General features: G+C 70.7%; 24 protein-coding genes and 1 riboswitch. Of the genes, 6 read left to right on the plus strand and 18 right to left on the minus strand.

Translation table 11 applies throughout. The annotated features are described in order from the left end of the window. Positions 1–113: 113 nt before the first annotated feature. Positions 114–743 (minus strand): TetR/AcrR family transcriptional regulator, encoded by a 630-nt coding sequence (locus ABCR94_RS19710; protein WP_347120814.1) that lies wholly within the window; start codon positions 741–743, stop codon positions 114–116. Positions 744–996: 253 nt separating this feature from the next. Between ABCR94_RS19710 and ABCR94_RS19715 the strand changes: the two genes are divergently transcribed. Continuing rightward, on the plus strand, positions 997–1,545 hold the full coding sequence (locus ABCR94_RS19715; RefSeq protein ID WP_347121359.1) for a DUF6230 family protein: 549 nt from the start codon (positions 997–999) through the stop codon (positions 1,543–1,545). Next, positions 1,536–2,474, plus strand: coding sequence for a DUF6114 domain-containing protein (locus ABCR94_RS19720; RefSeq protein ID WP_347120815.1), 939 nt, complete (start codon positions 1,536–1,538; stop codon positions 2,472–2,474). Before ABCR94_RS19715 ends, ABCR94_RS19720 begins: the two co-directional genes overlap by 10 nt. Before the next feature lie 250 nt (positions 2,475–2,724). Here ABCR94_RS19720 and ABCR94_RS19725 read toward each other — a convergent pair whose 3' ends face one another. Together ABCR94_RS19725 and ABCR94_RS19730 are read right to left on the minus strand one after the other, a co-directional pair. Next, a complete protein-coding gene (locus tag ABCR94_RS19725; RefSeq protein ID WP_347120816.1) occupies positions 2,725–2,964 on the minus strand; it encodes an SCO1431 family membrane protein in 240 nt (79 codons plus the stop codon). Positions 2,965–2,986: 22 nt separating this feature from the next. Next, a complete protein-coding gene (locus ABCR94_RS19730; RefSeq protein ID WP_347120818.1) occupies positions 2,987–4,345 on the minus strand; it encodes a C39 family peptidase in 1,359 nt (452 codons plus the stop codon). A gap of 183 nt (positions 4,346–4,528) precedes the next feature. Here ABCR94_RS19730 and ABCR94_RS19735 point away from each other — a divergent pair, with 183 nt between their 5' ends. Then, positions 4,529–5,167, plus strand: coding sequence for a uridine kinase family protein (locus ABCR94_RS19735; protein WP_347120820.1), 639 nt, complete (start codon positions 4,529–4,531; stop codon positions 5,165–5,167). A gap of 353 nt (positions 5,168–5,520) precedes the next feature. Beyond that, the gene (locus ABCR94_RS19740; RefSeq protein WP_347120821.1) at positions 5,521–7,437 is read left to right on the plus strand and encodes an AAA family ATPase; all 1,917 of its coding nucleotides are present in this window, start codon (positions 5,521–5,523) and stop codon (positions 7,435–7,437) included. 46 nt (positions 7,438–7,483) lie between these two features. On the opposite strand, the gene ABCR94_RS19745 is transcribed toward ABCR94_RS19740, so the two are convergent. The 11 genes from ABCR94_RS19745 to ABCR94_RS19795 form a co-directional block, all read right to left on the minus strand. After that, entirely contained in the window at positions 7,484–8,587 is a 1,104-nt protein-coding gene (locus tag ABCR94_RS19745; RefSeq protein ID WP_347120823.1) for a hemolysin family protein, read from the minus strand. Next, complete coding sequence (locus tag ABCR94_RS19750; protein ID WP_347120824.1) at positions 8,584–9,915, minus strand: hemolysin family protein; 1,332 nt, start codon at positions 9,913–9,915, stop codon at positions 8,584–8,586. Before ABCR94_RS19750 ends, ABCR94_RS19745 begins: the two co-directional genes overlap by 4 nt. 181 nt (positions 9,916–10,096) lie before the next feature. Next, positions 10,097–10,549, minus strand: coding sequence for a PH domain-containing protein (locus ABCR94_RS19755; RefSeq protein WP_347120826.1), 453 nt, complete (start codon positions 10,547–10,549; stop codon positions 10,097–10,099). A 53-nt stretch (positions 10,550–10,602) separates the two neighbouring features. After that, positions 10,603–11,451 carry an ATP phosphoribosyltransferase gene (hisG, locus tag ABCR94_RS19760; protein WP_347120827.1) on the minus strand — a complete coding sequence of 283 codons (849 nt, stop codon included), beginning with the start codon at positions 11,449–11,451 and terminating at the stop codon, positions 10,603–10,605. A 64-nt stretch (positions 11,452–11,515) separates the two neighbouring features. Then, positions 11,516–11,788, minus strand: coding sequence for a phosphoribosyl-ATP diphosphatase (locus ABCR94_RS19765; protein WP_347120829.1), 273 nt, complete (start codon positions 11,786–11,788; stop codon positions 11,516–11,518). Between the two features lie 34 nt (positions 11,789–11,822). Continuing rightward, positions 11,823–12,308 (minus strand): 6,7-dimethyl-8-ribityllumazine synthase, encoded by a 486-nt coding sequence (ribH, locus tag ABCR94_RS19770; protein ID WP_347120831.1) that lies wholly within the window; start codon positions 12,306–12,308, stop codon positions 11,823–11,825. Between the two features lie 49 nt (positions 12,309–12,357). Next, positions 12,358–13,647 (minus strand): bifunctional 3,4-dihydroxy-2-butanone-4-phosphate synthase/GTP cyclohydrolase II, encoded by a 1,290-nt coding sequence (locus ABCR94_RS19775; protein WP_347120833.1) that lies wholly within the window; start codon positions 13,645–13,647, stop codon positions 12,358–12,360. Beyond that, positions 13,644–14,297 (minus strand): nicotinamide mononucleotide transporter family protein, encoded by a 654-nt coding sequence (locus ABCR94_RS19780; protein WP_347120834.1) that lies wholly within the window; start codon positions 14,295–14,297, stop codon positions 13,644–13,646. Before ABCR94_RS19780 ends, ABCR94_RS19775 begins: the two co-directional genes overlap by 4 nt. Beyond that, positions 14,294–14,902: a riboflavin synthase gene (locus tag ABCR94_RS19785; protein WP_347120836.1), complete on the minus strand. Its 609-nt coding sequence runs from the start codon at positions 14,900–14,902 to the stop codon at positions 14,294–14,296. The genes ABCR94_RS19780 and ABCR94_RS19785 overlap by 4 nt, the downstream gene beginning before the upstream one ends. Positions 14,903–14,904: 2 nt before the next feature. Then, on the minus strand, positions 14,905–15,975 hold the full coding sequence (gene ribD, locus ABCR94_RS19790) for a bifunctional diaminohydroxyphosphoribosylaminopyrimidine deaminase/5-amino-6-(5-phosphoribosylamino)uracil reductase RibD (RefSeq protein ID WP_347121360.1): 1,071 nt from the start codon (positions 15,973–15,975) through the stop codon (positions 14,905–14,907). A gap of 195 nt (positions 15,976–16,170) precedes the next feature. Continuing rightward, a riboswitch (FMN riboswitch) is annotated at positions 16,171–16,301 on the minus strand. Between the two features lie 223 nt (positions 16,302–16,524). After that, positions 16,525–17,700, minus strand: a complete 1,176-nt coding sequence (locus tag ABCR94_RS19795; protein ID WP_347120837.1) for an ROK family transcriptional regulator — start codon at positions 17,698–17,700, stop codon at positions 16,525–16,527. A gap of 113 nt (positions 17,701–17,813) precedes the next feature. Here ABCR94_RS19795 and ABCR94_RS19800 point away from each other — a divergent pair, with 113 nt between their 5' ends. Beyond that, on the plus strand, positions 17,814–19,028 hold the full coding sequence (locus tag ABCR94_RS19800; RefSeq protein ID WP_347120839.1) for an MFS transporter: 1,215 nt from the start codon (positions 17,814–17,816) through the stop codon (positions 19,026–19,028). Between the two features lie 125 nt (positions 19,029–19,153). Beyond that, positions 19,154–20,554: a uracil-xanthine permease family protein gene (locus ABCR94_RS19805; RefSeq protein ID WP_347120840.1), complete on the plus strand. Its 1,401-nt coding sequence runs from the start codon at positions 19,154–19,156 to the stop codon at positions 20,552–20,554. Positions 20,555–20,572: 18 nt separating this feature from the next. On the opposite strand, the gene ABCR94_RS19810 is transcribed toward ABCR94_RS19805, so the two are convergent. From ABCR94_RS19810 to ABCR94_RS19825, 4 genes are read right to left on the minus strand one after another with little or no spacing between them, the layout of a single operon-like run. Beyond that, positions 20,573–21,631 carry a trypsin-like serine peptidase gene (locus ABCR94_RS19810; protein ID WP_347120842.1) on the minus strand — a complete coding sequence of 353 codons (1,059 nt, stop codon included), beginning with the start codon at positions 21,629–21,631 and terminating at the stop codon, positions 20,573–20,575. Positions 21,632–21,672: 41 nt separating this feature from the next. Beyond that, entirely contained in the window at positions 21,673–22,797 is a 1,125-nt protein-coding gene (locus tag ABCR94_RS19815; protein ID WP_347120844.1) for a trypsin-like peptidase domain-containing protein, read from the minus strand. Next, on the minus strand, positions 22,794–25,757 hold the full coding sequence (locus ABCR94_RS19820; protein WP_347120845.1) for a P-loop domain-containing protein: 2,964 nt from the start codon (positions 25,755–25,757) through the stop codon (positions 22,794–22,796). The genes ABCR94_RS19815 and ABCR94_RS19820 overlap by 4 nt, the downstream gene beginning before the upstream one ends. Then, positions 25,738–26,865: a hypothetical protein gene (locus tag ABCR94_RS19825; protein ID WP_347120847.1), complete on the minus strand. Its 1,128-nt coding sequence runs from the start codon at positions 26,863–26,865 to the stop codon at positions 25,738–25,740. The genes ABCR94_RS19820 and ABCR94_RS19825 overlap by 20 nt, the downstream gene beginning before the upstream one ends. Positions 26,866–26,867 lie beyond the last annotated feature (2 nt).

Genomic DNA, 26,867 nt, shown 5'->3' on the forward strand with positions numbered 1-26,867 from the left:
GCGCCGCCGGGTCTCACTACCAGAGCCGCTCCGCGTACTCCCGGATCACGGAAGTTGCTGGCCAGCGGCTGTGGCGGGTTGAGTATGCCCGATGGAAGGGGTTCCGTCACGGGTCATGGGGCGGGCGCCGGCGCCGGGCACTCGGGGACCAGCTCCCCAATCGTACGAAGAGTGGAGCGCAGCAGCCGCACGAGCAGCTCACGCACCTCGTCGCGGTCCAGCTCCTGATGGCCCAGCCAGTCCAGCGTGACCCCTTCGACGCCGGTCATCCAGCTGATCAGCGCCAGTCGGGCGATCAACGGTATGTCACGGCGGCCGTAGGCACCCTCCGCGATGGTGGCGATCAGCTCCTCGCGCACCGCGTCGCGGATCGCCTGGACCTGGGTGTCGAAGCCGACGCCGCCGGTGACGATCGTGCGGTACGCCGCCTGGTTGTGCTGGGCGTAGCGCAGATAGCCGTCCATGGTGCGCTGGAGGCGCTGGGTGGGCGCCAGGTCGGTGTCGCTGCCCGCCCGCGCGACCAGTTCGGCGACCGATTCCTCGACGATGGCGAGGTAATAGCCGCGCTTGCTCTTGAAGTAGTAGTAGATGAGGCCCTTGGCGACGCCCGCGTGCCGGGCGATGTCGTCCATCGACAGTGCGTCGTACGACGTGTCGGCAAACAACTTCCTTCCGGTCGCGAGGAGTTCGGCGCGGCGCAGCTGGGATCGTTCGGTCGATCCGCGCTGTTGACTAATATTCAAATTCGGCCCTAGTCTCCAACTGCCACAGGATCCCCGCAGTATGACAGACCTGCCCAACTCCGGTCCCGCGTCGTCCTGTCGGCGGTATTTCGAGGTGCTTTCAGCATGCTTTGAACGCACCTCCAAGCACCTCCACGCACCTCCACGCACTCCCCCTGCGCACCGGACGACGTACGGGAGGAACACAGTGAGCGCAGCCAAGCGGCCACCTGCCGAGGGCAGAACGGCCTGGAAGAAGACCGCGGTCGTCGCGATGCCGGCGGTGCTGGCGGTCGGGGTGATGGCTTCCATGATGGGCGAGGGCGCGCTGGCCGCGTCGTTCGCCGTCTCGGGCACGACTTTCCAGGTGGCGTCGGGAAAACTGACGAGCCAGGGGCTGTCCAGTTATGTACAGACGGACCGGTCGGCGGACGGCAAGGGGCATCCCGTCGCGCTCCTTGGCATCGGTGACGCCAGACTCAGCGACATCTGCCAGGCCGCCGAGGTCGAGACGCCCGTCGGGAAAGTCGTCTTCAAGCTGACCGCGGGCGGCAAGGCCGGTGAGGTGACGGCCAGCAGCCTGGTCATCGACGCCGAGGACCTCGTCGGTGACGCCCGCTTCGGTACGGCGGAGATCGGCCGGGACGCCTCGACCCTCGACCAGGTGCCGGGGGTGAAGGGCGAGGCGGGGAAGTTCGGGCTGCAGGCCGGGGACATCGAGGTCGCGGGCGTGAAGTCGCACGCCTGGTCCGCGACCGGCGGGAACTTCCGGCTGAAGGGGCTCAGCATCGATGTGAGCCTGGACGGCAAGAAGTGCTTCTGACGAATCCGGTCAGGGGCCGGCTGGAGAAGCGGCTCCCGTACCCCGACGCGCGGCGCCGTCTGCGGGCCTGGCGGCGCACCCGGCCGTTCTGGGGCGGACTGCTGCTGTTGCTCGGGGGCGTCGAGCTGCTGCTCGTGCCGCTGTCGCCGCTGACGGTCCTGGTGAGTCTCGGGCTCGGCGGGCTCGCGGCGATCGGCATCGGGCTCGCGCTGATCGTCGCGGGGCTGTTCCTGTGGTACCTGCCGCACACCCGCCACTACGTGAGCATCAACGCGCTGCTGCTGTCGGTGCTGTCCTTCGCCGCGACGAATCTGGGCGGGTTCCTGGTCGGGATGGGGCTGGGGATCGCGGGCAGCGCGATGGGCTTCGGCTGGACGCCCGCCCCGGACGGGCAGGAGGAGCAGGAGCGCTCACCGCTGCACGACGGGCAGGGACCACGGACCCTCGCGGCCGCGCTGCCCGTCGTCCTGCTGGCCACGCTCGGCGGCGGCCCGGTGCACAAGGCACCGGAGCCCGGCGCCGTCCTCGTGCCGCGCACGACGCCGACCGTGACCACATCCCGTTTCGCCCCGGACGGCTTTCTGATCGCCGGGGTGCGGGAGGTCCAGACGGTCGAAGGACCGGTGAAGGCGATGGTCCTCAAGATGCGGTCCGCGTCCCTCTCCGACTACCGGCTCAAGACCCGCGACGGCCACGACGAACTCGCCCTCGGCGCGGACACCCTGGACCTGAGCGGCGATGTGACGCTCTACCTCACCAAGTTCAGCGGATGCCTCCAGGGGATCCTGTGCCTCACTTTCACCCCGGACGGCCTGCCGGTGCCTCCCGTTGTGCCGCCCTTCGTCTTCATGACCGATGTCAGCGCCGAACAGGCCCTGGTCACCTCGGACTTGATCGTCACCGACGGGCTGACGCTGGAGGCGTCGTGATCCAGATCCAGGCGGCGCTGTTCTGGTCGTACGCGATCGGGGCGACCTTCGCCCTGCCGGCGGGGCGCCAACTCCAGTGGTGGGAGCGGTCGGTGCGACGCGATGGCCCACGGACGCGCAGCCGCGCCGCCCATCCCCATCTCGCGCTCACCCTTGTACGGGCTGATGGGCGTCCCCCGTCAGCGCTGGAGGGCCGACGAGGAGCTCACCCGGGCCGCCTGAGCGCCGGCTGGGCAGATTCGGCTTCGGGTCACATGAGTCCGGCGCCGGTGACGAACATGGCCAGGAGGACGACCAGGGTCCAGCCCAGCAGGTGCTCAAGCACCTTGGGGCCGTCCTTGGGGCCGCCGGTCCGGGCGCGGGCGCTTTCGGCAGTGTTCACGGTCGCGGCAGTCATGGGATCCCACTCGGTCGCGTGGCAGTCGATGTCCCCCGAGAGACGCCCCACAGTGACAGCGGGACCGGCCCCGAGGTACATGACGTTGGTCACGCACCCCGGGGCCTCCAACGGCTCAGCGGATGCCGACGGCTCCCAGAGCCCGCTGCTGGGCGAGTTTCGGGTGGGCGGGCCAGTAGACGTAACAGACGCCGCCTGTGCCGGACACCACTTTCCCCGCCGCGTTGTAGCGCTTGGTCCTGAGCCAGATGTTCTCCCACTCACGTCGTCTGTAGACGCGGCGTACGGCCTGATTGTTCGGCGATGCCGGGTCGTTCGCGATCACGTCGCCGTCCGGAGTGAAGCCGATGACCGTCATCAGGTGGCCCGCCGTGCCGTAGCCGGCGCCCGTCAGCTCCTTCTCCAGGAAGGACTGCGACGTAATGACCGGGATGCCCGCGCGGACCAGGGTCTCCAGGTCGCTCAGCGAGTGGAGCCGGGTGACGACCGCGCTCATGTCCTTGTACGTCGCGGCGTACGCGGCGTTGAAGGGCCAGTTGCCGCAGCCGTCGTACTGGTAGTCGAAGGTGTAGCGCGCCGCGTGACAGACCTGCGGATCGTCGAAAGCGGGGTTCACCCAGGCCAGGTCGCGTGCGGTGGGCTTGCGGCCCCAGTACTCGATGATCATCTGCGAGGAGGTGGGGCTGCACCATGCCTCACCGCCGTTGTCGTACTCCGGGTACTGCCCGACATGCGTGTTCTGCGAGTAGCGCGGGACGATCAGCTCCCGGCCGGCCCGCGGCGTGGAAGCCGGGACGGTGAAGCGGTCCGGGATGTCCGACGCCATGGCGCCGGCCCGCCAGACCGCCGGGGTGAGCCGGGTGCCGGGCTTGCGGTGCAGCGTCAGCCGCAGCTGGTACGAGGCCACGCGCAGGCCGCTCGCCGGGTCGTCGATGGCGAAGGTGTCGGTCCAGACGCTGCTCCTGCCGTCGCTCTGGTCGTCGACGGAGGTGCGCTTGATGTCGGTGTCGCCCGCGGCCCAGCGGCCCAGCACGTACCAGGGCGTCTTCCCGCCGTCCGAGTAGGTGCCGCTCAGCTCGACCGCCAGCCAGGTGCCGGCCGGGGTGTGCGCGTTCCAGGAGGCGATGACCTCGGTCGCGGGGACCGGGCACCGGTGGACCGGCGAGGTCCAGGTCGCGCTCTCCCAGGTGGAGGTCGTGCCGGTGTGCGGATCGGTGTACTCGGTGCGGCCGGACGGCGTGGCGATGACCAGCGACGGCCGGCGGCCCGCCGCGACCCTGGTGCCCGAGCCGGCGCCGCCCCGCCAGTCCCGGTAGGTGGACCAGAACCGGTTGTCGACGAGCGGGGTGCGCGGGGCGGCCGCTGCACCGGTGGGCGAAGCGGCGGCGGGGACCGCGGCGGATGCCGCGGCCGCGCCCGCCGCCACCGCGACTGCGGCGGTCAGAACAGTTCGGCGCGAAGCGGATCTGGTCATGGTCATGGACCCCCAAATGAGATGCGGATGGCGCGGCAGGTGCACGACAGTGGGCCCAACTATGGTCGGTTACGGCGGACTTCTGCCAGCACCTGACACCGCGTGGTTCCCACCAATATTGGTATCGACCACTGGTGTGACCTGCGAGGCGCCCGGGGCCGGACATCTCCTAGGGTGGACAGAGTGAAACACCTCGACCGGCTCGCCGCCCTGCTGACCGCACTGCCGCCCTCCTGCGGCCCGGTGCGGCTGATCGCCGTCGACGGGCACGCGGGCTCGGGCAAGAGCACCTTCGCGGCCCGGCTCGCGGCGGCGCTCGGCGGCGCCCCCGTACTGCATCTCGACGACCTGGCCACCCATGAGGAGCTCTTCGCCTGGACCGGACGGCTGCGCGAGCAGGTGACCGGACCGCTCTCCCGCGGCGAGAGCGCGCACTACGCCCCCTACGACTGGTCGCTGCGCCGCTTCGGCCCGCCGCGGCTCCTGGGCCCCGCGCCGGTGGTGATCGTCGAGGGAGTGGGAGCCGGGCGCGGGGCGGTGCGCCCGGATCTCGCGTGGCTGCTGTGGATGGATCTGGACGCGCGACAGTCGTGGGAGCGGGGCCGGCGCAGGGACGGACCGGCCCAGTCCGGCTTCTGGGACGGGTGGACAGCGGCGGAGACGCGCCATTTCGCGGCCGACCCGTCCCGCCCGTACGCGAATGCGCTGGTACAGGAGGGGCAGGAGGGGTACAAGTGGCACTGTGGGCCCTCAGCGACAGCGCGGCCGACCCTTTCGGTCACTGCGCGTGACCACCAGCCCCCGCCTCCCGAAACGGCTTGAAAACCGCCCTCGGGAGTGCCTCAACTCCGCTTGACCCAGGGGGCGTACAGGTCTTACGTTCTCAATGTGCGGCTTTCCGGAGCCGCCGCAGACGCGAAGCCCCCGGTTGTTCCCCCGTGATCGGGGGCTTCGTTCTGCCTCCGCAGCCCCCGTCGGGCCGCCCAGTGGCGTCATTCGCTCACCCTCGGTCACCGTGTGCGGCCGACCTGCGCCACCCTTGGGCCGTAGCTCTCTGCACAGGTACGATGCCCTTCGGTGCGGTCAAATCCCGTCCGCGGCAAGGCGGTTCTGATCTGGTTCTGCGACCTGCCGACGGGCGCCGGCCCGGCGGCACATCACGGGGGGCACAGTTTGTGGTGGACGTGACGGACTTCGGCACGCAGGGTGTGAACGCCCCGGCCGACCTCGCCTGGCTGCGCGGTGTCGATGCCTACACGATGGGCGGATATCCACAGGCGGAGGAGGAGTTCAGGGCCGCCGTGCGAATGGATCCCGGCATGGCCGACGGCTGGCTGGGGCTGCACGCCCTGCGCGTCGACACGACCACCGCCCTGCTGCGCATGTACCGCCACCGCGAGCGCTTCGGCGAGCAGCGCGCCCGGCACCGTCGCACCATCAACTCCTGGTACTGGCTGGGCTGGTGGGTGCAACCCGTGCTGGAGAGCCCGCGCGATCTGCTGCTCGCGCACGCCTCGCACTGGCTCGACGGCCGCCATGTACCCGAGCTGGACCGGGCGCTGGCGGGCCTGCCGCCGGTGGACGCCGACCCGCAGGTGCGTTTCCTGCACGCGTGCCGCGCGTATCTGGTCAAGGACTGGGAGCAGCTCGTACGGCATACGGACCCGCTCGTCAACGACCCGCTGCTGGGCATCGAGACGGGTCTGTTCGGCGGCATGGCGCGGGTGCGCCTGGAGGTGTTCGGGCAGGCCGAGCCGATGCTGTCGGCCGCCCTGATGCGCTGTCGCAGTGAGCAGCCGCAGCGCAAGGAGCTGCGCTACTGGCTGGCCCGCGCGCACGAGGGCACCGGGCGCAGCGCCGCGGCGCTGCCGCTCTACCGGGCCGTGCACCGGGTGGACCCGGCCTTCATGGACACCTCGGCGCGGCTCGCGGCCATCGCCGAGGGGGACGGGTACGAGGACTCCACGGACTTCGCCGCGATGTCGCTCGCGGGGCTCGGCCAGGACACCGCGGACGCCACCGGCGATGCGGACACCCTGATCGGCCCGGACCCGCCGGAGGGCCGGGACCTGCGGCTCGGCGACGGGGTCCAGACGCCGCTCGGTGGCGTTGTCCCGCCGGTCGTGGGTGATGGCGTACGGGAGAAGGCGGTCATCCCGGTGCGGGCGGCCGTGCCGTCCTTTCCGGCCGGTGCGGCCGACCCCGCGCTGCTCGCCGACGCGCTCGCGGAGCTGGAGCGGATGGTGGGTCTGGATCCGGTGAAGCGCCAGGTCAAGGCGCTCTCCGCGCAGCTGAACATGGCTCGTCTGCGGTCCGGCGAGGGCCTTCCCGTACAGCCGCCGAAACGTCACTTTGTCTTCTCCGGGCCGTCCGGCACCGGCAAGACCACCGTCGCCCGGATCCTGGGTCGGGTCTTCTATGCGCTCGGACTGCTGGGCGGCGACCATCTGGTGGAGGCCCAACGGTCCGACCTGGTGGGCGAGTTCCTCGGCCAGACCGCGGTCAAGGCCAACGAGCTGATCGACTCGGCACTCGGCGGGGTGCTCTTCGTCGACGAGGCGTACAGCCTCTCCAACACCGGGTACAGCAAGGGCGATGCGTACGGCGACGAGGCTCTTCAGGTGCTCCTCAAGCGCGCCGAGGACAACCGGGACCACCTGGTCGTCATCCTGGCCGGCTACCCGGAGGGCATGGACCGCCTGCTGGCCGTCAATCCGGGGCTCTCCTCACGCTTCACCACCCGCGTCGACTTCCCCAGCTACCGCCCGCTGGAGCTGACCGCCATCGGCGGGGTGCTGGCCACCGAGAACGGTGACGCGTGGGACGAGGAGGCACTGGAGGAGCTGCGCAGCATCAGCGGGCACGTCGTCGACCAGGGCTGGATCGACGAGCTGGGCAACGGCCGGTTCCTGCGCACGCTGTACGAGAAGAGCTGCGCGTACCGCGACCTGAGGCTCTCCGGCTACCCGGCCACCCCCACCCGCGACGACCTGGCCACGCTGCGGCTGCCGGACCTGATGCAGGCGTACGGCGAGGTGCTTTCGGGCCGCGGTCCGGTGGGGCGCGGCCAGCAGGAACCACCGCTGTTGTGACGGGTGGTGTGCGTGCCCCGGCCGGGGCACGCACACCACCCGTACGTCACCCGACCAGGGCCACCTGGTCGGCGGCGTTCCCGACTGCCGGGGTGGCGTCCCGGGGCAGCCGGGGCACCGCCACCCGGTGGGCGGGATCGCGTACCTCGCCCACCAGCATCTCCAGGACGTCCTCCAGCGCGACAAGCCCGAGCACCCGTCCCGCCCCGTCCGCGACCTGCGCCAGATGCGTCGCGGCGCGGCGCATCACGGTCAGGGCGTCGTCCAGCGGCAGTTCGGCGCTGAGGACGGCCATCGGACGCCAGATCTGCTGGGGCACGGCCCGCTCGGTCTCCTCCAGGTCCAGTACGTCCTTGACGTGCAGGTAGCCCATGAAGGCACCGCCGTCGGCGCACACCGGGAAGCGCGAGTACCCGGTCCTGACCGTGAGCTCCTCGATCTCGCGGGGTGTGACCGAGGCGTCCACAGTGATCAACGAGGCGCGGTCGAGCAGGACGTCGGTAACCGGGAGGCTGCCCAGTTCCAGCGCGTCCTCCAGGCGTTCCTGCTCCCCCGGCTCCAGCAGTCCGGCCTGCCCCGAGTCCTCGACGAGGCGGTTCAGCTGCTCGCTGGTGAAGACCGACCCGACCTCGTCCCTGGGCTCGACGCGGAACAGCCGCAGCACAAGACGCGCACAGGCGCCGAGCCCGGTTGTCACCGGGCGGCACAGCCGTGCGAAGCCGACCAGTCCGGGGCTGAGCCACAGCGCGGTCTTCTCGGGGGCGGCCAGGGCGAGGTTCTTGGGGACCATCTCGCCGATGACAAGGTGCAGGAACACGACCACGGCGAGCGCGATCATGAATCCGAGTGGATGGATCAGGCCTTCGGGCAGGTGCACCGCGTGGAAGACGGGCTCCAGCAGATGCGCGACGGTCGGCTCCGCCACCGCGCCGAGAGTCAGCGAGCAGATCGTGATGCCGAACTGGGCCGCCGCCATCATCTGCGGCAGGTGCTCCAGGCCGTGCAGGACCTTCCTGGCGCGGGCGGAGCCGCCGGCTGCGAGCGGTTCGATCTGGCTGCGGCGTACGGAGATCAGCGCGAACTCGGCCCCGACGAAGAACCCGTTCGCCAGGACGAGCAGCAGGGCGAACAGCAGGTGCAACACGCTCATCGCACGGCCTCCGGGACCTGCGCCGTACGGACCAGACGCACCCGCTCGGCGCGGTGGCGGTCCACCTGCCGCACGCACAGGCGCCAGCCGGGCAGTTCGGCCCGGTCTCCGGGGGCGGGGATGCGCCCCAGCAGATCGGCGACCAGACCGGCCACAGTCTCGTACGGGCCCTCGGGCACTTCGAGGCCGATGCACCGCAGGCCGTCGACCCGGCAGCTGCCTTCGGCCTCCCAGGCGGCCTGGCCGTCCTCGGTGTGCACCGCGGCGAGCTCAGGACGCTCGGCGCCCTCGTCGTCGTGCTCGTCCCTGACCTCTCCGACGAGCTCCTCGACGATGTCCTCCAGGGTGACGACCCCTGCGGTGCCGCCGTACTCGTCGACGACGACGGCGATCGGCTGCTCGCTGCGCAGCCGGTCGAGCAGCTGCTGAACCGGCAGGGTCTCGGGCACCAGGAGCGGCGGGACGGCGACCCGGTACACCGAGGTCCGCAGCCGCTCGGCCACCGGCACGGCGAGCGCGTCCTTGAGGTGGACCATGCCCACGATCTCGTCGATGCGCTCCCGGTAGACGGGGAAGCGGGACAGGCCGGTGGCCCGGGTGAGGTTGAGGACGTCCGCCGCGGTCGCGGAGGACTGCAGGGCGCTGACCTTCACCCGCGGCGTCATGATGTGCTGCGCGGTGAGCCCGCCGAGCGAGAGGGACCGTACGAACAGATCGGCGGTGTCCTGCTCCAGCGTGCCGGCCAGCGCCGAGTGGCGGGCGAGCGAGACGAGTTCACCCGGGGTCCGGGCGGATGCCAGCTCGTCGGTGGGCTCGACGCCCAGCATCCGCACGACGCGGTTGGCGACCGAGTTGAGGAGGGAGATCACCGGCCGGAATACGGTCGAGAACAGGTACTGCGGACCGGCGACGAATCGCGCGACCTGCAGGGGCCTGGAGATCGCCCAGTTCTTCGGTACGAGCTCGCCGATCACCATCTGGACGGCGGAGGCGAGCAGCATGCCGACCACGACGGAGATACCGGAGACGGCGCCGTCGGGGACGCCGATGGCGGTGAAGGGGCCTGCGAGGAGGTGGGCGAGCGCGGGCTCGGCGAGCATGCCGACCACCAGGGAGGTGATCGTGATGCCGAGTTGGGTGCCGGAGAGCTGGAAGGACAGCTCGCGCAGCGCGGTGACGACGGTACGGGCCCGCCGGTCACCCGCCGCCGCGGCGCGCTCGGCGTCCGGCCGCTCCACGGTGACGAGGCCGAATTCGGCGGCCACGAAGAACCCGTTGGCGAGGATGAGGAGGAAGGCTGCGGCGAGCAGCACTAGCGGGATGGTCATGCCGCCGGCTCCGAAGAGGGGGCGGCGCAGGTACTACCGGACGATCCGTCCATTGCTGGAGGGAGTCACTCCTTGGGTCGCAGGTGCCCCGCGGCCCAGGTGCGGCCGTTCGGTGCGGGGCGGGGCGCTCTCGGCGCCACAGTCAACAGGGTAATCAAGAGTGGGCCGAGCGGGGCCGGGGCTAGGGCGTGTGTGTGCCGGAGCCGTGGAATTCCGCGAGGGCGCGCAGGGCGCGGGCGTCGCGGATGGCCTGCTCCTTGGCGATGCCGGGCTGGATGCCGAGGGCCGGCAGGCTGGTGCCGTCGCTCAGGTCGAGGAAGACCCAGGCGTCGCCGGGACGCAGGTTGACGCGGACGATCTCGGCCCACTCCAGTCGGCGCCTGGTGGTGAGGTTGACGACCGTGACCCCGGCCTCGTCCGCGACGACCTTGGGGCGGCTCAGCAGCAGCATGACGCCGAAGAACAGCAGCGCGGTGAAGATGAAGCTGACCCGCTCCCCCGGCGACAGGGTCTCCAGGAGCAGGGCGATCGCCGTGATGACGGCGAACATCGCCGCCCCGACGGTCAGCAGGACCGCCCTTGTACGGGTCGGCCGGAACGTGACCGGCAGTACGGGGAGTTCGGGCTGTGACACGGTGCCGGATTCCTTCGGGCGGGGTGGAGCGGGGGCGCCGGGGCGTAATGCGGTCAGAGACGGCAGGCGTGGATGGCCGTGGTGAGGATGGCGCGGGCGCCGATCTCGTAGAGGTCGTCCATGACGCGCTGGGAGTCCCTGGCGGGGACCATCGAACGGACCGCGACCCAGCCCTCGTTGTGCAGCGGCGAGATGGTCGGCGACTCCAGGCCCGGGGTGAGGGCGACGGCCGCTTCGAGGTGCTCGGCGCGGCAGTCGTAGTCCATCATCACGTAGCTGCGGGCCACCAGGACGCCTTGGAGGCGGCGCAGGAACTGCTGCACCTTGGCGTCGTCGGCGGGGGCGCCGGTGCGGCGGATCACGACCGCCTCCGACTTCATGATCGGCTCGCCGATCACTTCGAGGCCCGCGTTGCGCAGGCTGGTGCCGGTCTCCACGACGTCCGCGATGACCTGGGCGACCCCGAGCTCGATGGCGGTCTCGACCGCACCGTCGAGGTGCACGACGGCGGCGTCGATGCCATTGTCGGCGAGGTGCTTGGCGACGATGCCCTCGTAGGAGGTGGCGACCGTCATGCCGCCGAAGTCCTTGACGCCCTGGGCGGTGCCCGGCCGGGTGGCGTACCTGAAGGTCGAGCGGGCGAAGCCGAGCTGGAGGATCTCTTCGGCGCTGGCCCCGGAGTCGAGGAGCAGGTCGCGTCCGGTGATGCCGATGTCGAGCTTGCCGGAGCTCACATAGATCGCGATGTCACGCGGCCGCAGGTAGAAGAACTCGACCTCGTTCTCGGGGTCGACGAGGACGAGCTCCTTCGACTCCTTGCGCTGCTGGTAGCCGGCCTCATGGAGCATCTCCGACGCAGGTCCGGAGAGGGAGCCCTTGTTGGGAATGGCGATGCGCAGCATGAGGTCAGGTCCTTCGGTGCGGAGGGAGTTCTACAGACGGAGGGAACGGAACCGGCGTACGGGCTCAGAGATGGGCGTAGACGTCGTCGAGGGAGATTCCGCGGGCGACCATCATCACCTGGACGTGGTACAGCAGCTGCGAGATCTCCTCGGCGGCGGCTTCCTTGCCCTCGTACTCGGCGGCCATCCAGACCTCGGCGGCCTCCTCTACGACCTTCTTGCCGATCGCATGCACACCCTTGCCCAGCAGTTCGGCGGTACGCGAGGTGGAGGGGTCGCCGTTGGCGGCCTTGAGCTGGAGCTCGGTGAAGAGCTCTTCGAAGGTTTTGTTCGCCATGATGGTCCTAGAGTACGGGGTGGGGTACGGCGACTCAGCGCCAGGGTTCGGCGACGGTGCGCAGCGTGGCCGCGGTGGCGACTGCGGCGGTCACGGCCTCGTGGCCCTTGTCCTCGGTCGATCCTTCGATTCCGGCGCGGTCCAGCGCCTGCTGCTCGGTGTCGCAGGTCAGTACGCCGAATCCGATGGGAACCCCGGTGTCGACCGAGACCTGGGTCAGGCCCATGGTGACGCCCTGGCACACGTACTCGAAGTGCGGGGTTCCACCGCGGATGACGACGCCCAGTGCGACGATCGCGTCATATCCCCGGCCCGCGAGGACCTTGGCGACGACCGGCAGCTCGAAGCTGCCGGGGACGCGCAGGACGGTCGGCTCGTCGATGCCCAGCTCGTGCAGGGCGCGCAGGGCGCCGTCGACGAGGCCGTCCATGACCTTCTCGTGCCACAGGGCCGCGATCACTGCCACCCGCAGGTCTCCGCAGTTCTTCACGCTCAGTACGGGTGCGCCCTTGCCGCTCACAGCTCTCCTCGGTGCTCGTGCTCACTCATGATGTTCATGCCGGTGGTGCTTACTGGTTTCCGCAGGTGGACGCGGCGGGGTCCAGCCAGGGCAGGTCGTGCCCCATCCGGTCCCGCTTGGTCCGCAGATACCGCAGATTGTGCTCGCTCGCCTGGATCGGCATGGGCTCGCGCTGGGTGACCTTGAGCCCGTGTCGTACGAGCGCCGCGGTCTTGTCCGGGTTGTTGGTCATCAGCCTGAGGCTGTGCACGCCGAGATCCTCCAGGATCTGGGCGCCCGCCGCGTAGTCGCGGGCGTCGGCGGGCAGCCCCAGTTCGAGATTGGCGTCCAGGGTGTCGCGGCCGAGCTCCTGGAGTTCGTACGCGCGCAGCTTGGACAGCAGCCCGATGCCGCGCCCCTCGTGGCCGCGCAGATAGACCACGATGCCGCGGCCCGCCTCGGTGATGCGCTGCATCGACGCCTCCAGCTGGGGGCCGCAGTCGCAGCGCTGCGAGCGGAAGATGTCGCCGGTCAGGCACTCGGAGTGGACCCGGACCAGGACGTCCTCGCCGTCGCCGACCTCGCCGTGGACGAGGGCGACATGCTCGACGCCGTCGACGGTGGAGCGGTAGCCGTACCCGGTGAACTCCCCGAAGGCGGTGGGGAGATGGACCGTGGCCTCGCGGCGGACTGTGGGGTCCGAGGTGCGGCGGTACGCGATCAGGTCCTCGATCGAGATGATCGTCAGGCCGTGCTTGCGGGCGAACGGGATCAGCTCGGGAAGCCGCAGCATCACCCCGTCCTCACCGGCGATCTCCACGATCGCGCCGGCCGGGCGCAGGCCCGCGAGCCTGGCCAGGTCCACGGCGGCCTCGGTGTGGCCGTTGCGGACGAGTACGCCGCCGGGCTTGGCGCGCAGCGGGAAGACATGGCCAGGGCGGACGAAGTCACCCGCGACACTCCCGCCGCCCGCCAGCAGCCGCAGCGTGGTGGCGCGGTCGGCGGCGGAGATGCCGGTGGTCACACCGTGCGCGGGGCTCGCGTCGACGGAGACGGTGAACGCCGTACGCATCGACTCGGTGTTGTTCTCCACCATCTGCGGGAGGTCGAGCCGCTCCAGCTCGTCGCCCTCCATCGGGGCGCAGATCAGGCCGCGGCACTCGCTCATCATGAAGGCGACGATCTCGGGGGTGGCCTTCTCGGCCGCGATGACGAGGTCGCCCTCGTTCTCGCGGTTCTCGTCGTCCACCACGACGACGGGACGGCCCGCCGCGATGTCGCGGATCGCGCGCGCGACCGGGTCGAGAGCGAGGTCCTCGACGTTGTCGGTGCTGTACCAGGTGGGCAGGGCAGTGGTCATGCTGCAGCTCCTTCCAGGGCGGGCCGCACGCTCGCACGCGAGCGATGCCACCAGTCGTAGGCACCCCAGAGGACAAGGGCGAGGTAGACGACGTACACGAATCCGGAGAAGGCCAGTCCGCTGTTGAAGGCGAGCGGTACGCCGACGAGGTCGACCAGCAGCCAGGCGAACCAGAACTCGACCAGGCCGCGGGCCTGGGCGACCATCGCGACGAGCGTGCCGACGAAGATGTACGCGTCGGCCCAGGGGCTCCAGGACAGCGACGGGTACAGGGTGAAGAGCCCGCCGACGGCGAGGGTGCCGACGACCGCCGCGGCCAGCAGCTGACCGCGCTCGCGCCAGGTGGCGAAGCGGACGGCGATCGACCCGTCCTGGGCCTGCTGGCTGCCGCGCTGCCACATCCGCCAGCCCCACAGGGCGACGCCGATGACCAGCAGTTGCTTGCCGACGCCGCCGCTGAGGTTCGCCGATGAGTACGCGGCGACCAGGATGACGCCGGACAGGAACTGGGCGGGCCAGGTCCATATGGAGCGGCGCCAGCCGAGCGCGAGGGCGATCAGGCCGATGGTGTTGCCGATCATGTCGGACCACATGATGTGCTGTCCGAAGGCCGTGAAGGCCTCGCTGTTGAGCCAGGACACGGCGCTCACTTCACGGTCTCCTTCCGGTCCGCGCCGAGCAGCCGCTCGACGTACTTGGCGAGTACGTCCACTTCGAGGTTGACCGGGTCGCCGGCCTGCTTGATGCCGAGCGTGGTGAGGGCGAGAGTCGTGGGGATGAGGCTGATGGTGAAGTAGTCGATTCCCGCGTCGACGACGGTGAGGCTCACGCCGTCGACGGTGATCGAGCCCTTCTCCACCACATAGCGGGAGAGGTCCGCGGGGAGCGAGATCTTGACGATTTCCCAGTGCTCGGAGGGCTCGCGGCCGACGATCGAGCCGGTGCCGTCCACATGGCCCTGGACGAGGTGTCCGCCGAGGCGTCCGCCGAGCGCCATGGGGCGCTCCAGGTTGACGCGCGAGCCGACGTCGAGCGCGCCGAGGCTGGAGCGCTTCAGCGTTTCGGCCATCACGTCGGCGGTGAATTCGCCGTCCCCGAAGTCGACGACGGTGAGACAGACACCGTTGACGGCGATGGAGTCGCCGTGCTTCGCGTCTTCGGTGACGACGGGGCCGCGCAGGCGGAAGCGGGAGGCGTCGCCGAGGTTCTCGACAGCGGTGATCTCACCCAGTTCTTCGACGATTCCGGTGAACACGCTCAGCGCTCCTTCGGTGTGGCAGTAGTCGGTGTGGCGGTAATGCGCAGGTCGGGGCCGATGCGGACGGTCTCGGTCACATCGAGCCGCAACGCTTCGGTGAGGGTGGTGATTCCGGCGTCGCCGAGGGCGGCGGGGCCCGCGCCGAGCAGAACCGGGGCGATATAACCGGTGACGGTGTCGACCGCGCCCGCCGCGACGAAGGCTCCGGCGAGCGTCGGGCCGCCTTCGAGCAGCACGGAGACGACACCGCGGGCGTGCAGGGCGGCGAGCAGCGCGGGGATGTCAAGGCCGGTCGCGGTGCGCGGCAGCCGCAGCACTTCGGTGTCCGGCAGCTGCCGCGTGTCGGCGTCTTCGGCCACCGCGATCAGCGTGGGCGCCGCGTCGTCCAGGACGCGGGCACCGGGCTTGACGGCGGTGGCGGAGGTGTCGACGACGACGCGCAGCGGCTGGGTCGCGCCCTCGATACCGCGGACGGCCAGGTGCGGGTCGTCGGCGCGCATGGTGCCGGAGCCGACGACGACCGCGTCGGCCTCGGCGCGCAGCCGGTGGACGTCGGCGCGGGACTCGGCGGAGCTGATCCAGCGGCTGGTGGCGTCGGCGGCCGCGATCCGGCCGTCCAGCGTGGCGGCGTACTTCCACCGCACGTGCGGCCGCCCGCGCCGTACGGAGGTGAGCCAGGCGGCGTTGCCGGCCTCGGCCTCGGCGGCGAGCAGGCCCTCCTGGGCCTCGACGCCGGCCGCGCGCAGGGTGTCGCCGCCGCCGGTGGCCTGCGGGTTCGGGTCACCGACGGCGTACAGGACGCGGGTGACTCCGGCGGCGATCAGGGCCTGGGTGCAGGGGCCGGTGCGGCCGGTGTGGTTGCAGGGTTCGAGGGTGACGTACGCCGTACCGCCCCGGGCCCGCTCACCCGCTGCCCGCAGGGCGTGAACCTCGGCGTGCGGGCCGCCGGCCCGCTGGTGGAAGCCTTCGCCCGCGAGCTGCCCCGAGGCGTCGAGGATGACGCACCCGACGACCGGGTTGGGACTGGTGAAGCCGAGCCCGCGGGCGGCGAGCGAAATGGCTCGGCGCATGGCCTGTTCATCGGCTGCGGCTTGGGTGGCCACCGGGTCCTCCTGCCTTTACGGGGCACGGACTCCGGGGCCTGTCAATGACGACAGAAGAACGGGAACACCACTGGTCGGAGACGGCAACGCCGAGGCCGGAGGTACGGATCGCCCGTGGGACGAAACGCCGACAGCGGCGTACCGAAGACCTGTGAGGGCCCGCCGCGCACTGCCTCCCATCCGGACTTTCACCGTCGGTACAGGAATTTCACCTGTTCAACCGGTCACTGGAGGTGACCGGGTCGCGGACTATAACCGCCGGTTCGGAATTACACCGACCCCGGAGTGCGCTGCTACTGGTACACGGCCAGTCTGCCACGCCTGATCGTCGGCCATACATGAACCGCCTGTGGCCTGGCTCACACGGGGGCCCTGCGGTGTGAGGGCAGCGGAGGGCCGGGTACTAACGAGTAGTGGGCGCCCGCGGGCACTCGATGCACGGTGGCCCCCACAACCGGCACCCGGCGGCGGAGACACGGCCCTTGCCGCCGTCGGGTCCCGGGACTACCGGGCGGGTCACCCGGCCCCGGGGGCGAACACGTCGTCCTGGGCCGCGTCCCTGGCCGTCAGCAGCGCCCCGCGCAGCACCGCTCCGTCCCCCAGCTCCCCCGCCCGCACCTCCGTGCGCAGCGGCGAGAGCCCGGCCAGCCGGTCGGCCACCCGCTCGGCCAGCGCCGCGCCTCCCGCGTGACCGATCTCACCGCCCAGCAGCACGCAGCCGGGGTCGAGAACCGCGGTGACGGCCGCCGCCCCGATCGCGAGGCGCTCGGCGAGGGTGTCGAGGAGGGGATCGCCGCGCGGGCCCGCCGCCAGGGCGGCCCGCACACCGGCCGCCGCCGAGGTTCCGCCGTCCGTCCCGATGCCGTGCCGCGCGGCGAGTTCGGCGACGGCGGCGCCCGACACCAGGGAGTGGAAGCCGCCGTCGCAGCCGGTGGCCGAGGGCAGCCCCACGGCGCCGGGCACCGGCAGGAAGCCGATCTCGCCCGCCCCGCCGGAGGCCCCGCGGCGGAGCCTGCCGTCCAGGAAGAGGGCGGCGCCCACCCCGTGGCCGAGCCAGAGCAGTACGAAGGTGTCGCGGTCACGGGCCGCGCCGAGGCGCTGCTCCGCCACGGCCGCGAGGTTGGTCTCGTTCTCCACGAGCACCTTGGCGGGGAGACGCTCCTGCAGGGCGGCGACCAGCCTGCGGTGCCAGGCGGGCAGACCGCTGGTGTCGCGCAGCTCGCCGGTGGCGGGGTCGATCAGGCCCGGTGCGCCGATGCCGACGCTGTGCAGTCGTTCCGCGCCGGCCCTGCGGGCGGTGCGTTCGAGCAGCGCGACGGCCTGCTCCACGGCGGGCCCTGTGCCGGTGGCGTCCTCGTCGATCGGCAGGGTCGCCTCGGCGAGGGTCGTGCCGAGCAGATCCGCGACGACGACGGTGACACCTCGGGTCCTGACGTCGAGCGCGGCGAGATGCGCCCGGTCGGCGACGATCCCGTACAGCCGGGCGTTGGGCCCGCGCCGCTGCGCACCCGCCTCGCCCACGACCGTGATGAGGCCGGAGCTCTGAAGCCGCTCCACCAGGTCGGCGACGCTGGGGCGGGACAGTCCGGTGAGCTTCTTCAGCTGTCCTGCCGTCAGCGGCCCCTCGTCCTGGAGCAGTCGAAGGGCGGACCGGTCGTTGATGGCCCGGGCGGTGCTCGGAGATGCGGGCATGCGACGGATCCTCTCAGACTTGTTCCACCTATTTATCAGGCAGGGTTCCTGATAGTTTACGGCGGCACGCTGGACGGGCCGGGCGGAACAGGGATCAGGGAGGGCGCGGACGTATGGCAGGCGAGAAGGTCTTCAGTCAGCAGCAGTTGCGGCAGGCACGGATCGCCGTGGCCGCGGTCTTCTGTGTGCACGGCGCCGTAACGGGCAGCTTCGCCACCCGCATTCCATGGATCGCGGACCACGCGTCGGTCGGCGCGGGACAGCTGGGCCTCGCGCTCGCCTTCCCCGCCATCGGCGCGTCGGTGGCGATGCCCCTGGCCGGCGCGATCAGCCACCGCTTCGGGGCCCGCACCGCGCTGCGCGGGCTGCTCACCCTGTGGACCCTCGCACTGGTCCTGCCCGCCCTCGCGCCCAATCTGCTCACGCTGTGCGCCGTTCTGTTCGTGTACGGCGCGACGGCGGGCATGTCGGACGTGGCGATGAACGCCCTGGGCATCGAGGTGGAGAACCGGCTCGACCGGTCGATCATGTCGGGGCTGCACGGCATGTGGAGCGCGGGCGCCCTGATCGGTTCTGCCGCCGGGACGGTCGCCGCCCACCTGGGCAGCGACGCCCGGCTGCACCACACGCTCGCGGCGGTCGTCCTCACGGCGCTCGGCCTGGTCGCCTGTCAGCGCGTACTCGACCTGTGCAGCGCCCCCGACGAGGTGGCTCCGCCGCGCTTCGCGCTGCCGCCCAAGTCGGCGCTGGCCATTGGCGCGATCGGCTTCTGCGCGGTCTTCGCGGAGGGCGCCAGCCTGGACTGGTCGGCGGTCTATCTGCGGGACGTGCTGGAGACCTCGCCGGGGCTCGCGGCCGCGTCGACCACCGCCTTCGCGCTGACCATGGCCGTGGCGCGGTTCGCCGGGGACGCGGTGGTCGACCGGTTCGGTCCGGTACGCACGGTCCGGGTCGGCGGTGTCACGGCGACCATCGGCGGCGCCCTCGTCGTGGTGGCGCCCCATCCGGCGGTCGCGCTGGCCGGATTCGGGCTCGTCGGGCTTGGCGTCGCGGTGGTCGTCCCGCTGGCCTTCGCTGCGGCCGGCCGCAGCGGGCCCAACCCGAGCCAGGCCATCGCGGGCGTCGCGACCATCACCTACACCTCCGGGCTGATCGCCCCGTCGGCGATCGGCGCGGTCGCCGACGCGACCTCGCTGGTGGTTTCCTTCGGTCTGGTGACGGTGCTGGCCTTCGGCCTGGTGGTGGGTGCGGGTGTGCTGCGCTCGGCCGGCCGCGGAAGCGTGCGGACCGAAGTGGCGGCAGAGCCGGTTCCCGACCTGCGGCCGTGAGCCGACCGCGCCACGGGATCCTCGGTGAGCTCTCAGCGGCACGGCGAGTGAGGGACTGTTTTCGGCCTTAGCATGACGCTGATCATTTTCCGAGTCTTTCCGACCGATTCTGTACGGGAGCCACCATGAAGCTCGGGGTGCGCTGGACCCTGCACGGCGACGGGCGGACCCCCGCCCCCGGCGCCGTCGTACGCCCCGACGAACGGCTGACCTGGCCGCGCACGGCCGGGCTCGGCGCCCAGCACGTGGTGGCGATGTTCGGGGCGTCGTTCGTCGCGCCGGTACTCATGGGCCTGGATCCCAATCTGGCCATCATGATGTCCGGTGTCGCCACCGTCATCTTTCTGCTCGCCACCCGCGGCAAGGTGCCCAGCTATCTGGGCTGTTCGCTCTCCTTCGTCGGCGTCGCCGCCACGATCCGGGCCTCGGGCGGTGACAGCGCCACCATCACCGGCGCGGTCCTCGTGGTCGGCGCCGTGCTCTTCCTCGTGGGTCTGGTGGTGCAGCGATTCGGCGCCGGGATCATCCACGCGGCGATGCCGCCGGTGGTCACCGGCTCGGTCGTCATGCTGATCGGCTTCAATCTGGCGCCGGTCACCGCGTCGACGTACTGGCCGCAGGACCAGTGGACGGCGCTGCTGGTGATGCTCTTCACCGGACTGGCCGTGGTGTGCCTGCGCGGTTTCTTCTCGCGTATCGCGATCTTCCTCGGTCTGCTCTTCGGGTACGCGATCTCCTGGGTCTTCGACCGGATCTTCGGCAGGATCCACTCCCCCACGGGCGGCGCCGAGGCCGTCGACCACTGGCGCCTCGACCTCTCCGCGGTCGGCAACGCCGACTGGATCGGGCTCCCGTCCTTCCACGGCCCGAGCTTCGAATGGTCGGCGATCCTCGTCGCCCTGCCGGTCGTCATCGCGCTCGTCGCGGAGAACGCCGGGCACGTCAAGGCCGTCGGTGAGATGACCGGCGAGTCGCTCGACGACCAGCTCGGCACCGCGATCGCGGCCGACGGCGCCGCGTCCATGCTGTCCACGGCGGTCGGCGGGCCGCCCAACACGACGTACTCCGAGAACATCGGGGTGATGGCCGCGACGCGCGTCTACTCGACCGCCGCATACTGGGCGGCGGCCGGGTTCGCGCTGCTCTTCGGGCTCTGCCCCAAGTTCGGCGCGGTCGTGGCGGCGATTCCCGGCGGTGTCCTCGGCGGGATCACGGTCATTCTGTACGGCATGATCGGCCTGCTCGGCGCCCAGATCTGGATCAACGCGAAGGTCGACATGCGCAATCCGCTGAATCTGGTGCCTGCGGCTGCGGGCATAATCATCGGCGTCGGCGGGGTCGGCCTGAAGCTCTCCGACAACTTCGAGCTCAGTGGCATCGCGCTCGGCACGATCGTGGTCATCACGGGCTATCACGTGCTTCGGGCGCTGGCCCCTGCCCATCTCAAGGAGCAGGAGCCGCTGCTGGACTCGGGCACGTCGACGTACGACGCAGACTCTGACGAAGAGACCCCCTCCAAGCGCTAGGCGCAGGTCCAGGGCCGTTCAGACGAAGTTGACCCCGGCGCGGCGCAGCAGCGGGTCGTCCACCAGCTGCCAGAGCGGGACGGCGTAGTTGCCGCTGCCGTAGCGGCCGCCGAAGTGCAGGCCGAGGACGCGGTGGTCGGTGAGGTCGAATACCGGGGAGCCGCTGTTTCCGCCCAGGGTGGAGCAGTCGTGTTTCACGGTGAACTGCTCAGGGACGAGCTCTGTCGTGGTGCCGGGCTGGAGACGCTTCACGTTGTACACGTCCATGAAGATCCTGCGCATCGACTCCGGTTCATTGCGGCGGCCGTCCCACGCGGGATAGCCCACCACGTACACCGGTCGCCCGGCCACCTCGGCGGGCGGCTCGGCCGCCACGGCCAGCGGGAGCGGCAGAGCCCCGCCGTCGGAGGACGGGTCGACGCGGAGCAGCGCCATGTCGACGTCCTGGTGGATCCCGATCACCTCGGTGATGCCGTATGCGAGCGAGCCGTCGCCCGGCGTGCCGCCGAACTCCTCAGCCAGGTCGACGCGGGCGCTCATGCCGTGCTGGAAGGTCCAGCCGACGCCGTCGGCGCGGGCGAATTCCACGGCGACATGCCGGTTCGTCATCACCACGTCGGGGCTGACAAGGAAGGCGGTGCCCAGCCAGTCCAGATCGGTGTGCCCCGACACCTCCACCCGGCCGACGCGGGCGATCGAGTCGCGGATGGCGGCCCGGTGACCGTCAAGCACCGACCAGTCGCCCTGCTGCGAGGCGAAATCGCGGCCCTGGATCAGGATGGCCGGCCTGCCTTCGAGGAGGACGATGGCCTCCACCCCGAAGTACTCGTCGTCACTGATCTCGTCCGCACGCCCGTCGGCGAGCTTCTCCAGCCCGCTGACGCCCGCCGTCAGCACCCGGGCCCGCTCCAGCTGGGCGAAGTGTGCGATCTGCCCGGCGGGCGCCCTGTCCGGGGGGAGTTCTTCCGACGACTCGGCGAGTTCCTCCAGCAGACCCGCACGTACGCGTCGGGCGACCTCGCGCAGGTCGCCGAATACCTCCTCCGGACCGGTTGCCACCGGTGACTTGTTCCGCATGTCACGCCTCCTGTGCCTCGCTGTGCTCCTTCAACGCTCCGTCAACTCGCCTGCGCCGCCTGGATTTCGGCATGCACCTCCCCGCTGTGTTCTTCGAGGTGGCGCATGATGGTGCTCAGCTGGGTGCCGACATTGACGAAGGCCGTGCTCCGGCCCTGGAAGTTCACGTCCTCCACGCGCCGCGTCCCCCGGTGGAGCGCGACCACCTTCCAGTCGTCGGTGCAGACGGGCGAGCCGGAGGATCCGCCCCTGGTGTCGGTGAAGTAGTGCACGTCGCGGTCGTTCGCCTCGTAGACAAGGTTGTTGCGCAGGGCGACGCGCTTCGGCTGACCGCCGGGGTGCTGGACGATGTTGACCGCCACGTACTCGCCCTTGGCCACGGTCAGCGGCTGGGTGGAGACGCGCAGCACGGGCCGGGACGGCTCGGTGGTGAGCCGCAGGATCGCGTAGTCGAGCTCCTCGTCCCAGGCGACGAGGCCGGTGGCGGTGCTCTCGTCGGTCTCCACCTCGTCGGCGTCGTAGTCGAACCGGGACCGGGAGTGCTGCACCTGCAGTTGCAGGTCCGCGGGCTCGGCCTGCGGCCGCTGCGCGCCGTTTCGGGACCGGGCGTTCACTACGTGATGGTTGGTGACGAGCAGCGTCGGGGCGATGAGCCAGCCCGTCCCCGAGTGGGGGAAGCCGTTCGGCTGGAGCGGCGTGCCTGCCTGGTAGGGGGGAACCTTGACGCGGGCGACCGCCCTTCCTGCCAGGTCGCCGCCGCGGAGGAATTCGAAGGGCACCGTGTCGTCGCGGTGGATGATCTCTTCTTTGATCTCCCCGGCGGGCATGTCGGTCATGATGTCCGGCTCACCGCCGGCGGCCCGAGCCACATCGTCCAGGGCGCGCTGGAAGGCGGCGAGCGGTCCGGCCTCGGTGGTCTGGACGACCGCATTGCGCAGCCAGATCTCCAGCGGCACGGAGCCGTCGATCAGCCGCTCCACACGGTTCATCTCATTCAGGTCCGAGTGCACCTGACGGCCGGGGGCCGCGACGAGCGGCAGCGTGCCCCGGTACTTGAGCATGATGCCGTCGAACAGCAGCGGCCGGACCGAGGGATCGGCGAACCCGGCCTCCAGAGCGGCGTCGCGGAGTTGGACCACCTCTTCCGACGAGAGATACGCGTTCATGGCTCACCAGGCCGGTCGGGGCCGTTCCTTTCGGTTGGGTCGCAAGGCGTCCCGGCCGTGCCCGCGCGCATGGCCTCCGCGACACCGGCCACGATCTCCCCGCTCTCGTCGCGCAGGACGAGCAGCCGCCGCGCGAGCTGGTCGAGGGTGCCCCGGTTGCGGGCTTCGCGCAGTACCGCCACAACCCCGGCCGACACGGCGTACGTCTGCGGCAGGGGGGTGCCGACGGCACTGTCCATGATCTTCTTCAGGGCGCCACGCAGCTTCGGCTGGCGGGACACCGCTCGATCGATCGCCCTTCCGAGGGCGTCCAGAGCCCCGTCGGTGGCACCGGGGAGCCCCACGACTTCCAGCGCGTGGTCGAGCGCCCCCGGGTCCTGCTCGTAGACCTCCGCCGCGACGGCGCGTACCAGCACCGGCTGGTCCACCAGCGTCGCGTCGGGCAACTGCCGCAGCCGCAGGGCGAGCTGGGTGTCGACCTCGGCATCTCCCGTCGCCGAGCCGGCCGTCAGCCGGGCGCGGGCCAGCAGTGCGCCCATCGCTTCGAGATCCTGTCCGAGGCCGGCCGCGACTCCTTCCGCGACCCGGAGCTCGCGATCGGCGCTCTCCAGGTCGCCGTCCTCTTCCGCGAGGCGGGCGGAGAGCAGCAGCAGTTCGAGCCGCTGCTCGGCGCATCCGGCGTCCTCCGCCCGGTCGACGGCGTCCGACGCCGCCCGCCTCGCCTCTTTCGGTTGACCGGTCCGGATCAGGGTCTCGATCAGCAGCGAGTGCAGGGGACTGCACGGTGTCCAGGGCAGCCGCTCCCGGATCCGGACGGACGCCTCCTCGGCGAAGCCCTGCGCGAGCAGGTCCTCGGCCTCGCGGGCTGCGATGCGCTCCCAGTCCTCCTGGTCCGCGTCGGCCATGACCTGCTCCGGGGCCTCTCCGCCGAGACGCGCGGTGAGGAAACCGGCCGCCCTGGGCGTCATGTCGTACTGCGCCCCAGCCAGGAGTCGTTCGACGCCGGTCTCCCACCGCTCCTCCACCGAACGGGGGCTCTCGTTCAGGCGCAGCCGGTGGTAGATCTCCTCGGCGCGCGCCTCCAGCCCGGTCCTGGCCGCGTAGTACTCCACCGCGCGTTGTTCGATGGTGCGCATGACGGCCGTCCGGTCGCTCCCGGAGAGGCGCAGCATGATGGCGCGGACGTCGGTGCGGTGCCGTACGGCGTAGGGTCCGGCCGGCTCCACCAGGTCGAGGCGGGAGAGCTCTTCGAAGAGGCGCACGGCCTCGTCCACGGTGTCCACCCGCAGGCCGCAGGGCTCCGCGAGTACGTCCTTGATGATCTCGGGGGTAATGGTCCGGAGCACCAGTCCCGGATGGGCGAGCCGGCGTACTTCTTCGTTGGCGATGTGGTTGAGGATGCGGTCGTACAGGATGCCCTGGACGAGCATCTGGTCGACCTTCCGGTAGAAGTACCGGCGCCGGGCGGGCAGGCTCCGGATCAGCTCGGCCATCGTGTCGGCTTCGTTCCCGGCCAGTACGGCCGCCCTGGCCGCCAGTTTCAGGCTGAGCGGATGGCCGCCGACATGGTCGGCCAGCTCCCGCGCCACCTCCTGGTCCTTGACCCCGCACGAGACCAGGAGGCCTGCGGCCGCCTCCGGATCGAGGTCGAGGAGTTCGATGGTGCGGGGTGTCGCCGCCCTCGCCGGATGCGCGACGGGCGCGCGGCCGGAGACGACGACCCGCAGCCGCGGATAGGCCTTCTGGAACGCGACGAAGATGGCCCACATCCTGCCGACCACCGGTGATCCGCGGTATTGGGCCTCTTCGAACGAGTCGATGGCGATCAGCAGCGGCGGCCCCTCCTGCCCGGCCGGTGTCCCCACCGCCCGTACGGCGAGTTCGGCGACCCGCCGGATGAGACCGGTCTCGTGCCCGGTGGCCAGCAGCTGGAACTCCCGCGAGGCCCCGCGCCCCAAGGTCGCCCGGGTGGTGGAAAGTTGCTGCAGCTCGGCCAGCCGCCCCTGCTCCTCCCGCTGGGTACGTGCCGTCTGCTGGCACTCGTTCGCCAGCTCGTCCAGCTCGGCGCGGTATCGGGGGTACTGGATGCCGAGCTGCCGGGCGGTCTCGGCGATCAGGGTGACCGGTTCGTGGATCGAGAGGGTGGGCCGCTCGAAGTCGACGTAGGCGAAGGGGAAGTCCGGTTCATGGGCGCGGAGGCTGTCGAGGATGAACTTGGCGAGCAGGGTGCTCTTCCCGATTCCGCCCGGCCCATGGATCACCAGCGGAGGTTCCAGGGTGCCGCCGGCGGTTGTCCTGAGCCTGTGCCCCGCCTGCTTGAGGCGGGTGCGTGCCGACGCCGGGGGCACGCCGACGTAGCTGCGCAGTTCGTCCAGTTCGCGGGTACGGCCCTGGAAGGGGCCCCGTACGAGGCGTTCGAGCGGCTGCAGAAGCCTGGCCCGCTCCAGCGTGTGCTGCACGCGTTCGGTATCCGGGAGCCCCTGCATCTGCGGGACCTGTGACAGCCACAGGACCGCCTGCAGGGTGTCGCCCAGCTCCTGGACGTTCTGGGTCTCCAGCGGTTGCGGGGCGCCGGAGAGGAAGGCCAGCGCGGTGCGTTCCGGTCCGGGGCCGTCGGGGAAATGGCCGAGGTTCGACTCCAGGGCGATCCGGGCGGCCTGCGGACCGGCCAGCCCGCGCAGCGCCGCCTCCCGCACCGCGGGCTTGAGGGACCACAGGCATCTGTCCTTCATGCCCAGTGCCGTGCAGTCGTCGACCAGTTCCAGGGTCGCGCCGCCGTCGGCCCGGTCCTCACCCGGCCGCCGCAGGTGCGTGGGATCGAACTGGGTCAGCAGGCAGGCGGCTTCGCGGTACGCCCGGCGGGCGTCCGACACCTGGTGCCGGTGCGTCTGGGGTGCGCGCAGTTCCTGCCGCAGCCGGGCGGCGAACGCCTCGCGGATCTCAGAGGGATTGGTAGGCACGGATGGCCCCCTCCGCCGCTGTGCAGATCTTCCGCATATAGCTCTCGCTCTCGGAGGTGTCGGCTTCCGCAGTGCGCAGGACGTCGTCGACGGCCATGTCCACAAGTTCGGCGATGCCCGACTCCTCCAGCGGACTCCTGGCGAGGGAGGGGAGCGGGGACTCGTGGAAGTACTGGTCGAAGAAGGCGCGGAGATCGGCGGCTTCGGCGATGCGTGCCGTGTCCCGGCAGAGATTTCCCCGCAGGTCGTACGGCAGTTGACGCATCATCGGCCCATAGCCGAGGAGCACCAGCCGTGGCGACCCGTCCCCCCGCACCGCGGTGTGCTCGTAGATGGCCAGGGCCAACTGCCCGATGCAGTCCCAGACATCGGAGTTCGGGTCGAGCTTGTCGCACTCGTCCAGGACCAGCCAGAACCGCTCGTCGGCGGCCGTCGCTCTGCGGATCACCCAGTGCGCGGCATCGTCGATCGACGGCAGCAGGTCGTTCAGTTGCGTCGGGTTCACCGGGGAGATCCCCGCGTGAGGATCCGCGACGAATTCGGCCAGCCGCCGGATCACCTTGTCCGCGGTGGTCGTACGGGACAATGTGACCCTCGCCGGACGGAATCCGCAGTGCTGCCCGACGTGGCGGATGAGGTTGTACGTGTACGACCTGCCGCTGTCCGGATCTCCGTCGACCAGCAGCACGCTCTTCTCGGGGTCCTGGGCGAACAGACGCAGCGTTTCACGCAGGTCCTGGCGGTCGATGAAGACCTCGGTTCCGTTCTTGAGGACGCAGGTACGGTAATGATCCTGCGCGGCGTGCTTGCGGTGGTCCTCACTCAGCCTGGTCCGGAACTCCTCCGCCTTTTCGGCCGTGGGCAGCACGGACAGCTCGTCATTTGTGGCCACCACCTCAAGCAGCTTCAGCTGCCGCTCAATGCTCTTCCTCGAAGCCTCCACCAGAGTGCGGGCGTTCGCTGCGCTGATCGCGGTCAGCGGCAGCCCGCCGACGAACTCCGGGGAGAATCCAAATTGGCCGAGCTGGGTATGGGGGTCGGTGGTATCGAGAAGGTATTCCCGCACCCACTCAGTGACGAGGTCCCATTCCGTTTCGGTCAGAGGCATGC

The sequence above is a fragment of the Streptomyces changchenzhani genome (assembly GCF_039766235.1).
In the GTDB taxonomy this organism is placed as follows: Bacteria; Actinomycetota; Actinomycetes; order Streptomycetales; family Streptomycetaceae; genus Streptomyces.

Bases quoted from the DNA above. Each gene is read 5' to 3' on its own strand.
- ABCR94_RS19715 (WP_347121359.1), top strand. From the start codon at position 997: ATGCCGGCGGTGCTGGCGGTCGGGGTGATGGCTTCCATGATGGGCGAG.
- ABCR94_RS19805 (WP_347120840.1), top strand. From the start codon at position 19,154: ATGAAGCTCGGGGTGCGCTGGACCCTGCACGGCGACGGGCGGACCCCC.
- ABCR94_RS19810 (WP_347120842.1), bottom strand. From the start codon at position 21,631: ATGCGGAACAAGTCACCGGTGGCAACCGGTCCGGAGGAGGTATTCGGC.
- ABCR94_RS19745 (WP_347120823.1), bottom strand. From the start codon at position 8,587: ATGAGCGTGTTGCACCTGCTGTTCGCCCTGCTGCTCGTCCTGGCGAAC.
- ABCR94_RS19795 (WP_347120837.1), bottom strand. From the start codon at position 17,700: ATGCCCGCATCTCCGAGCACCGCCCGGGCCATCAACGACCGGTCCGCC.
- ABCR94_RS19765 (WP_347120829.1), bottom strand. From the start codon at position 11,788: ATGGCGAACAAAACCTTCGAAGAGCTCTTCACCGAGCTCCAGCTCAAG.
- ABCR94_RS19815 (WP_347120844.1), bottom strand. From the start codon at position 22,797: ATGAACGCGTATCTCTCGTCGGAAGAGGTGGTCCAACTCCGCGACGCC.
- ABCR94_RS19750 (WP_347120824.1), bottom strand. From the start codon at position 9,915: ATGACCATCCCGCTAGTGCTGCTCGCCGCAGCCTTCCTCCTCATCCTC.
- ABCR94_RS19730 (WP_347120818.1), bottom strand. From the start codon at position 4,345: ATGACCAGATCCGCTTCGCGCCGAACTGTTCTGACCGCCGCAGTCGCG.
- ABCR94_RS19825 (WP_347120847.1), bottom strand. From the start codon at position 26,865: ATGCCTCTGACCGAAACGGAATGGGACCTCGTCACTGAGTGGGTGCGG.
- ABCR94_RS19775 (WP_347120833.1), bottom strand. From the start codon at position 13,647: ATGACCACTGCCCTGCCCACCTGGTACAGCACCGACAACGTCGAGGAC.
- ribD (WP_347121360.1), bottom strand. From the start codon at position 15,975: ATGCGCCGAGCCATTTCGCTCGCCGCCCGCGGGCTCGGCTTCACCAGT.
- hisG (WP_347120827.1), bottom strand. From the start codon at position 11,451: ATGCTGCGCATCGCCATTCCCAACAAGGGCTCCCTCTCCGGACCTGCG.
- ABCR94_RS19800 (WP_347120839.1), top strand. From the start codon at position 17,814: ATGGCAGGCGAGAAGGTCTTCAGTCAGCAGCAGTTGCGGCAGGCACGG.